This window comes from Mesorhizobium sp. CNPSo 4684, assembly GCF_057784315.1.
Map to the genome: position 1 here is coordinate 169,209 of NZ_JBWLUX010000011.1, position 10,218 is coordinate 179,426.

Consider the following 10,218-nt stretch of genomic DNA (forward strand, 5'->3'; position numbering starts at 1 on the left):
GAGGCATTGTACCGTTTGGTACAGTCGGGTCAAGGCCAATGGTCAAAGGCCTGAGTTAGGCTAGGGTTTCCCCGCCAGCCCCTTCAGCCGGTAGAGCGCCTCCAGCGCCTCGCGCGGCGTCATCTCGTCGGGGTTGATCTTGCCGATTGCAGCGCCCAGAGCATCGCTCTTCGCCGGCTTGGGCGCTTCCCGCCTCGCCGCCACCGAAAACAGCGGCAGATCGTCGACCAGCCGGTTGGCCTTGCCCGAAACCTCGCCTTCTTCCAACTGGTGCAGCACCTCTTTGGCGCGACCGACCACCGCTTCCGGCAGTCCGGCCAAGCGGGCCACTTGCACGCCGTAGGAACGGTCGGCGGCACCCTTGCCGACCTCGTGCAGGAAGACCACGTCGCCTTCCCATTCCTTGACCCGCATGGTGACATTGGAGAGGCGCGGCAATTTGCCGGACAGCGCCGTCATCTCATGGAAATGGGTGGCGAAGATCGCTCGGCAGCAGTTCTTTTCGTGCAGGTACTCGACCGCCGCCCAGGCAATCGATAGGCCATCGAACGTCGCGGTGCCGCGGCCGATTTCATCCAGGATCACCAGCGCTCGTTCGCCGGCCTGGTTCAGGATCGCCGCCGTCTCGACCATCTCGACCATGAAAGTCGAGCGGCCGCGCGCCAGATCGTCCGAGGCGCCGACGCGCGAGAACAGCCGGTCGACAACGCCGATATGGGCTGACGATGCCGGCACGAACGAGCCGGTCTGGGCGAGGATTGCGATCAGCGCGTTTTGCCTGAGGAACGTCGACTTGCCGCCCATGTTCGGGCCGGTCAAGAGCCAGATGGCGCCGGCTTTGGCGCCGCCTTGCGGCGACAGATCGCAATCATTGGCGACGAACGGCCCTTCGCCCGAGCGCCGCAGCGCCTGTTCCACCACCGGATGGCGCCCGCCTGCAATATCGAAGGCAAGGCTGGCATCGACCAGCGGCCGGCACCAGGCTTCGCTCTCCGACAACAACGCAAGGGCTGCCGACACGTCGAGCACGGCGAGCGCGTCGGCGCCGGCGCGGATCCTTTGCGCCTCGCCGACCGCTTCAGCCGTCAGCGTGTCGAAGGCGGTAAGCTCGATGCTCAGGGCCCGGTCGGCGGCATTGGCGATCTTGGTCTCGAGCTCGGCAAGCTCGGTCGTCGTGAAGCGCATGGCATTGGCCATGGTCTGGCGATGGATGAAGCGCGCCTTGGCGCCGTCGCTGCCGGTCATGATCGAGTGGTGGTTGGCGGTCACCTCGATGTAATAACCCAGCACATTGTTGTGCCGGATTTTTAGCGAGCGGATGCCGGTCTCCTCGATCAGCGAGCGCTCCAGCCCGGCTATGACCTTGCGTGATTCGTCGCGCAGCGCCCGCATTTCGTCGAGTTCGGCATGGTAGCCACCGCGCACGAAGCCGCCGTCACGCCTGAGCAATGGCAGCTCGTCGCCGAGTGCTTGCGTCAGATGCTGGGCCAGCGCGCTCGGCAGCGCTTGAATAGCAGCAAGGGCTTCCGCCAATTCATGCGGCAAAGTGGTGGTCGCGAAGATTTCGGCTATCGCGCCTGCCGCCTCGAAGCCGGCGCGCAGCGCGCCGAGGTCGCGCGGCCCGCCACGGTTGAGGGCCAGCCGCGACAGTGCGCGCGGCATGTCGGCGACGCTCTTCAGGCTTGACCGCACCGCCTGGCAAAGCTGTGTCTCCGCACGGAAGAACGACACCGAATCGAGCCTGGCCGCAATCGCCGCCGGATCGGTCAGCGGCGCCATCAGCCGGTCGGCCAGCAGTCTGGCGCCGCCGCCGGTCACCGTGCGGTCGATCGCCTTGAACAGCGAGCCGTCGCGGCTGCCCGACAGCGTGCGCAAAAGCTCCAGATTGCCGCGCGTCGCCGGATCGATGAACAGCGTCGAGCCCTGCTCCTCGCGCTCAGGACGCGACAGCGGCGGCCGCTCGGCCTTCTGCGTCTTTTCGACATAGGCAATGGCGCCGGAGATCGCCGACAGTTCGGCGCGCGAGAAGGCGCCGAAACTGTCAGGTGTCGCCACCTCGAAGAAACGCGCGATCCTGCCTGCGGCGGAAGCCGAATCGAACAGTGAAGGCGGCTGCGGACTGGCGACGCGGCCGATGACGTCGAACACCGCTTTCAGCTCGGGATCGTAAAACACCGGCTCGGCGACGATCAGCTCGCGCGGATCGACGCGAAACACATCGGCCAGCAGGCGGTCGGCCGTGGTCTCGGCGACGCGAAAAACGCCGGTCGAGATCTCGATCCAGGCCAGCGCAAAGGCGTGTTCGCTGCCGCTGCCCTTCACTCGTCCCAGCGCCATCAGGAAGCTTGATTCCGACGGCGCCAGCAGTTTGTCCTCGGTGATGGTGCCGGGCGTCACCAGCCGCACCACGTCGCGGCGCACCACCGATTTCCCGCCGCGCTTCCTGGCTTCCGCCGGATCCTCGATCTGCTCGCAGACGGCAACACGAAAACCCTGGCCGATCAGCTTCTGCAGATAGTCGTCGGCCGCATGCACCGGCACGCCGCACATAGGAATGTCATGGCCCTGGTGCTTGCCGCGCTTGGTCAAAACGATGCCCAGCGCCCGGCTCGCCTTCTCGGCATCGTCGAAGAACAGCTCGTAGAAATCGCCCATGCGGTAGAACAGCAGCGAATCCGGGTTCGCCGCCTTGATCTCGATATACTGCTCCATCATCGGCGTGACGCTGCCGGAGGCGGGCGCCGACGGTGTCACCTCGGGGGCGTCGGTTTCTGCTGAAGTGTGCATATTCATGCCGGCACGCTAGCAGATGTGGCCGAGCGGTTTAATGCCGGCGGCGTCGAAAACAGGGGACGACTTGGCATCAGTGACGGCTCGCGGCAGATCTGTGCCCCTGCCAACCTGACCTTGCCCGAGTTCGAGAGATTTGGCGCGGCCGGGTGTGAAGATCGCTTGGCGGTTTACAGCGGTGGCGTGTAGCCTTAATCCGGAAGGTCAAAAACACGCACCCGTCTCAAGGGTCCGGCACCGGCGAGGAAATCAAAAGCATCATGGCCAAGAAAACCGAAAACAGCGGCCCGTCCGTCAGCGCCCAGGAGGCGCTGGAATTCCACGCCATGGGCCGCCCCGGCAAGCTGGAGGTCGTCGCCACCAAGCCGATGGCGACGCAGCGCGATTTGAGCCTCGCCTATTCGCCTGGCGTCGCGGCTCCGGTCCTGGCCATCGCCGAGGACCCCAGCCGCGCCTTCGATTACACGACGCGCGGCAACATGGTCGCCGTCATCTCCAACGGCACCGCCATTCTCGGCCTCGGCAATCTAGGCGCATTGGCCTCCAAGCCGGTCATGGAGGGCAAGGCGGTGCTGTTCAAGCGCTTCGCCGATGTCGATTCCATCGATCTCGAGGTCGACACCGAGGATGCCGACGAATTCATCAATAGCGTGCGTTTCCTCGGACCGTCCTTCGGCGGCATCAACCTCGAGGACATCAAGGCGCCGGAATGCTTCATCATCGAGCAGCGGCTGCGCGAACTGATGGACATCCCTGTCTTCCACGACGACCAGCACGGCACCGCCATCATCTCCGCCGCCGGACTGATCAACGCGCTGGAGATCACCGGCCGCGACATGAAGACCACGAAAATGGTCTGCAACGGCGCCGGTGCCGCCGGCATCGCCTGCATCGAGCTGATGAAGGCGATGGGCTTTGCGCCGGAAAACATCATTCTGTGCGACACCAAGGGCGTGGTCTTTCAAGGCCGCACCGAGGGCATGAACCAGTGGAAGTCGGCGCATGCGGTCAAGACCGATACGCGCAGCCTGGCCGAAGCGCTTGATGGCGCCGATGTCTTCCTCGGCCTGTCGGCCAAGGGTGCGTTGACCACCAAGATGGTGCAGTCGATGGCCAAGAACCCGATCATCTTCGCCATGGCCAATCCCGACCCGGAAATCACGCCGGAGGAAGTGGCCGAGATCCGCACCGACGCCATCATGGCCACCGGACGTTCTGATTATCCAAACCAGGTCAACAATGTGCTGGGTTTCCCTTACATCTTCCGCGGTGCGCTGGATGTCAGGGCCACCACCATCAATGACGACATGAAGATCGCCGCCGCCCGCGCACTGGCCGAGTTGGCGCGCAAGGACGTGCCCGACGATGTCGCCGCCGCCTATCAGGGCAACCGGCCGAAATTCGGCCCCAACTACATCATTCCGGTGCCGTTCGATCCGCGCCTGATCTCGGCCATTCCGCTCGCCGTGGCCAAGGCGGCGATGGAGTCAGGCGTCGCCCGCAAGCCGATCCTCGACCTCGACCGCTATGCGCAGGAGCTTTCGGCCCGCCGCGACCCGATCGCGTCGACCTTGCAGCGCATCTACGATCGCGTCCGGCGCCAACCCAAGCGCATCGTCTTTGCCGAGGGCGAGGAGGAACAGGTGATGCGAGCCGCCGTCTCCTATGTGAATCAGAAGCTCGGCACGGCAATCCTGCTCGGCCGCGACGATGTCATCAAGGAGAATGCCAGGCACGCCGGCATCGACCTCAACAAGCAAGGCATCGAGATCATCAATGCCCGGCTGTCGCGCCGCAACGGCATCTACACCGACTTTCTCTATGAGCGGATGCAGCGCAAAGGCTTCCTGTTTCGCGACTGCCAGCGCCTGATCAACAACGATCGCAACCATTTTGCCGCCTGCATGGTGGCGCTGGGCGATGCCGACGGCATCGTCACCGGGGTGACCCGCAACTATTCGACCGCACTCGATGACATCCGCCGCATCATCGACGCCAAGCCGGGCCATCGCGTCATCGGCGTGTCGATCGTGCTGGCGCGGGGCAAGACCGTGCTCGTCGCCGACACCGCCGTGCACGACATGCCGAATGCCGAGCAGATCGCCGACATCGCCGAGGAGGCGGCAGGCTTTGCCCGCCGCATGGGTTACGAGCCGCGGCTCGCCATGCTGGCCTATTCGACCTTCGGCCACCCGCAGGGCGAACGCTCCGAGCGGGTGCAGGAAGCGGTGCGCATCCTCGACAAGCGCCGCGTCGATTTCGAATATGATGGCGAGATGGCCGCCGACGTCGCGCTCAACGCCCGCGCCATGGCGCAGTATCCGTTCATCCGGCTGACCGGCCCGGCCAACGTGCTGATCATGCCGGCGTTCCACTCGGCCTCGATCTCGACCAAGATGCTGCAGGAGCTCGGCGGCTCCACCGTCATCGGCCCGCTGCTGGTCGGCTTGAACAAACCGGTGCAGATCGTCTCGCTCAACGCCAAGGACAGTGACATTGTCAACATGGCGGCGATTGCCGCGTATACGGCGGGGGCTTGACGAGCGGTCCGCGCCGCGGACTGTCTTTTTCTTGCTTGGGCAGAGTCGCTGCGTTGGCAGCGGCTCGTGTGCCGAACGCTTGCACCGATGGCCTATTCGCGCCGCTCCATAAGAGATTGATAATATTCAGCTGATATAGAACCCCTCGCGCCGACTTGCCGTTACGGCACCTACGGCGCGCTCAGACCGCTAACGGGGGTGCGGCCATGAAGCATGACGGGGTTTCTGTATCCGTGGTCGGCCAGGGAGCCTACCACGACGAGCGGCTGGACGCGCTGCTCAGCATCACCGGCCGCATGGACGGCTATCTCTACCGTTGCCGCAACGATGCGTCCTACACCATGCTCTATATCAGCGACGGCATTTTCACCGTCAGCGGTTATCGGCCGAGCGATTTCATCCACAACGCGGTGCGCGACTACGTCTCGGCCATCCATCCGGATGATCTTGCCGCCGTCTATGCCGCCGTCGACACCGCGCTCGAGGCGCGCTGCAACTGGAACGTCGACTACCGCATCGTGCCGCAGGTCGGCGAGGCGCTCTGGGTCCGCGAGATCGGCGGCGGCGTCTGGGACGAGGCCGGCGAACTGGAATTCCTGGAAGGCTTCGTCGTCGACATCAGCGACCGCAAGGTCGTCGAGGATCTCAACGCCGAGCTGCTTTTAGAGCTGAAGGCCGCCAATGAGGAGCTCTCCGCGCAAAAGCGCGAGATCGAGCTCGCCAAGCAGCAGAGCGACCATTCGGCCAACCACGACGCGTTGACCGACCTGCCCAACCGCCGCGCCTTCCACAACGAGCTGAAATCGGTGATCGACCGTTGCTCCGGCTCCGGCGACGCGGCGGGCCTTCTGTTCATCGACCTCGACCGCTTCAAGGAGGTCAACGACACGCTCGGCCACGAGGCCGGCGATGCCTTGCTTCAGCGCGTGGCGGACAAGCTTCGCGCCACCCTGCGCAGCGCTGATTTCGTTGCGCGCCTTGGCGGCGACGAGTTCGCCTTCCTGTTTTCGGGGAACGCGGAGCAGACCAGGGAGAAGGCCGTGCGCGTGGCGGAGCGCGTGCTGGAGCGGCTGCGCATCAAGGTTCCCGCTCCGGGTGGCGACATCCATGTCGGCTGCACTGTCGGCGTTGCGATCTATCCGACGGAGGCTGCCGATCCGGACACGCTGGTCGCGCTGGCCGACCGGCTCATGTACATCGGCAAGAAAAACGGTCGCGACCGGCTGGTCACCACCGACGCGCTGGAGCCGGCCGCCGGCGAACATCGCCGAACCGCCTGAACGAAAGATCGGAAAGCCGGTTTGCGACACCGCGAAAGTCCGGCGGCGAAGTCATGCCTAGTTTGCCTGAGACAAAAGGCCCGCGGCAATGCCACGGGCCTTCGCTTGGGATATCAGCCTTGATCAGAACGAGCGCTGGAAGCGGAGAATGCCGCCGACGTTGCTCTTCTTGGTGGCCTTGGTCCAGTTGTTGAAGTCGGCGTCGCCGAACTTTCCAGCATTGAGATAATCGACTTCGGCCGTGACCGTAAAGCCGGGCACAACGGTATAGGCAACGTTGGCAGCGATACCGAGGTTCTTCCAGTCGTCATAAGAGACCTGGGCGTTGAACGCGGTCTTTTCGTTGAACTTGTAGGTGCCGCCGCCCCAGATTGCCCAGTTGCCGCCCCACTGTTTGTAGAAGCCGCGACCGTGGGCATCGATGGCATTGCCGGCGTCATCGGTCAGGTTATCGTCCGTGCCGTAGCCGCCGATGATGAAGAGCGACAGCTCCTTGCTCACATTGACGTCAAAACGAACCTTGCCGGCGACTTCCTCATAGTTGCTGTCATAGGCGACAACGCCCGTGACCGCACCCCAGTCAGCCTTGTACTTCAAGCCGCCGACGACATGCGGAACATAGCTGTCAATGGTACCAACCGCGCCGGCGCCTTCTTCGAGCGAGACGACGGCGGAGAAGCCGTTACCAGCGTCGAAGTAGTACTGAACGACGTTGCTCTCCTGCCCGCCGTAAGGAACCAGCGTATCCTGGATGACGCTGCCGGCATAGCCGATGAACGTATCGAAAGCCGTGTCGTCCTTACCGACGCGCAGGCCACCGAGCTGGATCCATGCGTAGCGCAGAGAGAGGCTTTTGTTGCGGCCCTGCCAGTCGTTCGCATTGGAAGCCGCTTGATTAAGATAGTCACCGCTACTGTTGCCGAAATTGAAGCGAGTCTCGGTGTAGGTCTTCAAGGTGCCGAGTTCGGTTTCCTGACCGGTCCAGGTCTTCAGCGTGAAGCGGGCGTTCTTGTAGTAGGTCGAATGGGTGTCGTCATCCTGATGGTCAGGGACGTGGTTGACGCCATCAAGCGAGCCGGCATCGCCACCGCCAATGTCGTAACGGACATAGCCGCCGATGCGCAGGCAGGTTTCGGTGCCGGGGATGTAGAAATAGCCAGCGCCGTAGACATCGCAGATCTTGACGTATTCGGCCGGTTCCGGCTCGGCGACGACGACCGCGTCGGCGGCGCGCGCGCCCGAGACTGCGACCAGGGCCGCGGCGGAGCCGAGAAGAAGGCTCTTGATGTTCATTTTCTTGAATCTCCAGTCAAAGGTTCAAAATCAGGTCGGACATGGCTCCAAGGCCTGCCGATTCACCCCATATTGAAAGCCGCGCATCGCGCCGCGCTCTCGCCTTCGACATGGCGTATGCCGTGGCGGCGATCAACAGAGATTGTGTCGGAAACGAAGTTTTTGGGCTCTTCGAAAAGTATTGTTGCGCAATTATCACGTCATATATTTGATAACATGGCACAAATGGTACAAACGGTAGATAGGAGACGAAGATATATGGAGATATAAGGCAAAGAGCGCCCTTCGAATTCGATTATGACTGTTTTGTGAAATCTATTTACCTGGCTTAGTAGCGCCAAAGGCGCGAACAGCTGGTCGTTCTCGATCGAGGTGGAAAATCAGATCGTCGCAAATCCGCGCGCGGCCAGCACGACCTCCTGCACCATGTCCTGCTTGAGCATCTCGATCGGAACGCGGCCGCCGAGTTCCGGCGCGGCGCGGGTCAGCCAGAACCAGGCAAGCCTCGGATTGACCATCTCCGACAGCACCTCTCTGATACCTGCCGCCGGCCTGCCGTCGACGAACTGGGCCAGCGGGAAGACATGCTTGCGACCGCCCTTGCGCAGCGCAATGACCTCGCTGCGCCGCTGCCAGCGATGCAGCGTCGAGCGCGGGATGCGAAATTTCTCCTCCAGATAGGTCGACCCGGCGACCTCGCCGGCCCAGTCCTCGATCAGCATCGACTGAAGCATGCGCTCGCCCGGCGGGTAGGGTGCTGCCTTGCCGGGTTCGGCCGCCGTCGTCGGCTCGTCAATCGCGACGATTGCTGTGTCGCGGCGACGCGTCGCCTTTTCCGCCATCGACTGGACGAATTCGGTGGCGAGCGCAGTCCATTCGCCTCTGAAGGTCTCGACGGCGAGCCGCTGTGTCTGCGAAAGGAAAGTCAGGGCGGCCGCAACGCTGCCCGCAATAGCGCCGGCTGAAGCCAGCGCCTGCGGATCCAGGGCTATGCCGTGCTGGACCAGCGCCTGCTGCACCGCCTCGGCGACCAGGCCTGCCAGCGCTTCTTGCGAGATCCCGTCCGTCGGGTTGTGAAATCTGGTCATGCATCTGTCTTGCTGGCCACGCGCTCTCCTCCCAGGCTGCGGCCGTTGTTGAACGGGCTACAACGGAAAGCGGAAAGCGCGGTGACGACAGGCGCAGCGACCTGACCGGTTGCTGTCTTGCATTTGGACACCCCAACTGTCTGCGGGGCGCCTCGACATGTCAGTCGCGAGACGCCTCACTGTGCATGTAGGAGGCCTCTGTGACGGGCGCACGACAGTGAGCGATCGGTTTCGCCGAAGGCGAAATTCATCGTGCCAGTGGCACGATGAAAGGACGCGAAAGCTGTGCCGGAGGCAACGGGGCCCCGGCAAGGCGGGTCCCGATTCGCCCTGCCCCTACAGCAGCCCGGCCAGCTGGGCCGCGCTGCGCAAGTTCTGCCGCGGTCGCGGCCCGAGCTGCTGGATCACCAGCCCGGCAGCGAGCGAGCCGAGATCGCCGCAATCCTTCAGGCTGCGCCCGGCCGTATAGCCGTAGAGGAAGCCGGCGGCGTAGAGGTCGCCGGCGCCGGTGGTGTCGACCAGTTCGCGGATCGTCGTCGCCTGGATGGTGACGGTCTCCTCGCCGCGCACGATCACCGAGCCCTTTTCGGAGCGGGTGACGGCGGCGATCCTGCAGTCCTTGCGGATCGCCTCCAGCGCCTCGTCGAAGGATTTGGTCTGGTAGAGCGACTTGATCTCGTGGCTGTTGGCAAAGACGATGTCGACGGTGCCCGAGCGCATCAGCTCGAGGAACTCGTCCCGGTAGCGGTCGACGCAGAACGAATCCGACAATGTCATCGACACTTCGCGTCCGGCCTCGTGTGCGAGTCTCGCCGTCTGCCGGATCGCCTCCTTGGCGCGCGGCGGATCCCACAGATAGCCCTCGAAATAGGTCACCTTGGCGCCGGATGCCTTGTCGGCCTCGACGTCTTCTGGCCCGAGTTCGACGCAGGCGCCAAGATAGGTGTTCATCGAACGCTCGCCGTCGGGGGTGACGAAGATCATCGAGCGCGCCGTCGGCGGCTGACCTTCGAGCGGCTTGGTGTCGAAGGCAACGCCCTGGGCATGGATGTCATGGGCATAGATTTCGCCGAGCGGATCGTTCGACACCTTGCCGAAGAAGGCGGCGCGGCCGCCGAAACTGGCGACGCCCGCCGCCGTGTTGCCGGCGCTGCCGCCGGAGGCCTCGATCGCCGGGCCCATGCGGCTGTAGAGCAGCTCGGCGCGCCTGGTGTCGATGAGGTTCAT

6 protein-coding genes are annotated in these 10,218 nt (G+C 63.8%); 2 read left to right on the forward strand and 4 right to left on the reverse strand.

Annotation, left to right across the window (positions count from 1 at the left end):
• Positions 1-60 precede the first annotated feature (60 nt).
• Positions 61-2,793 (reverse strand): DNA mismatch repair protein MutS, encoded by a 2,733-nt coding sequence (gene mutS, locus AC04SG_RS12520; protein WP_488551270.1) that lies wholly within the window; start codon positions 2,791-2,793, stop codon positions 61-63.
• A gap of 257 nt (positions 2,794-3,050) precedes the next feature.
• Between mutS and AC04SG_RS12525 the strand changes: the two genes are divergently transcribed.
• Both AC04SG_RS12525 and AC04SG_RS12530 read left to right on the forward strand, forming a co-directional pair.
• Positions 3,051-5,330, forward strand: a complete 2,280-nt coding sequence (locus tag AC04SG_RS12525) for an NADP-dependent malic enzyme (RefSeq protein WP_488551271.1) — start codon at positions 3,051-3,053, stop codon at positions 5,328-5,330.
• 206 nt (positions 5,331-5,536) lie between these two features.
• Positions 5,537-6,610 (forward strand): diguanylate cyclase domain-containing protein, encoded by a 1,074-nt coding sequence (locus tag AC04SG_RS12530; RefSeq protein WP_488551272.1) that lies wholly within the window; start codon positions 5,537-5,539, stop codon positions 6,608-6,610.
• Between the two features lie 123 nt (positions 6,611-6,733).
• Here AC04SG_RS12530 and AC04SG_RS12535 read toward each other — a convergent pair whose 3' ends face one another.
• From AC04SG_RS12535 to AC04SG_RS12545, 3 genes are all read right to left on the reverse strand, one after another.
• A complete protein-coding gene (locus AC04SG_RS12535) occupies positions 6,734-7,903 on the reverse strand; it encodes a porin (protein ID WP_488551273.1) in 1,170 nt (389 codons plus the stop codon).
• 380 nt (positions 7,904-8,283) lie between these two features.
• Entirely contained in the window at positions 8,284-8,991 is a 708-nt protein-coding gene (locus tag AC04SG_RS12540; protein WP_488551274.1) for an antitoxin Xre/MbcA/ParS-like domain-containing protein, read from the reverse strand.
• Between the two features lie 336 nt (positions 8,992-9,327).
• Positions 9,328-10,218: adenosine kinase (locus tag AC04SG_RS12545; RefSeq protein ID WP_488551275.1), on the reverse strand; the 891-nt coding region annotated here is incomplete at its 5' end.

Coding starts and splice junctions, on each gene's coding strand:
- AC04SG_RS12540 (WP_488551274.1), bottom strand. CDS start 8,991: ATGACCAGATTTCACAACCCGACGGACGGGATCTCGCAAGAAGCGCTG.
- AC04SG_RS12525 (WP_488551271.1), top strand. CDS start 3,051: ATGGCCAAGAAAACCGAAAACAGCGGCCCGTCCGTCAGCGCCCAGGAG.
- AC04SG_RS12530 (WP_488551272.1), top strand. CDS start 5,537: ATGAAGCATGACGGGGTTTCTGTATCCGTGGTCGGCCAGGGAGCCTAC.
- AC04SG_RS12535 (WP_488551273.1), bottom strand. CDS start 7,903: ATGAACATCAAGAGCCTTCTTCTCGGCTCCGCCGCGGCCCTGGTCGCA.
- mutS (WP_488551270.1), bottom strand. CDS start 2,793: ATGAATATGCACACTTCAGCAGAAACCGACGCCCCCGAGGTGACACCG.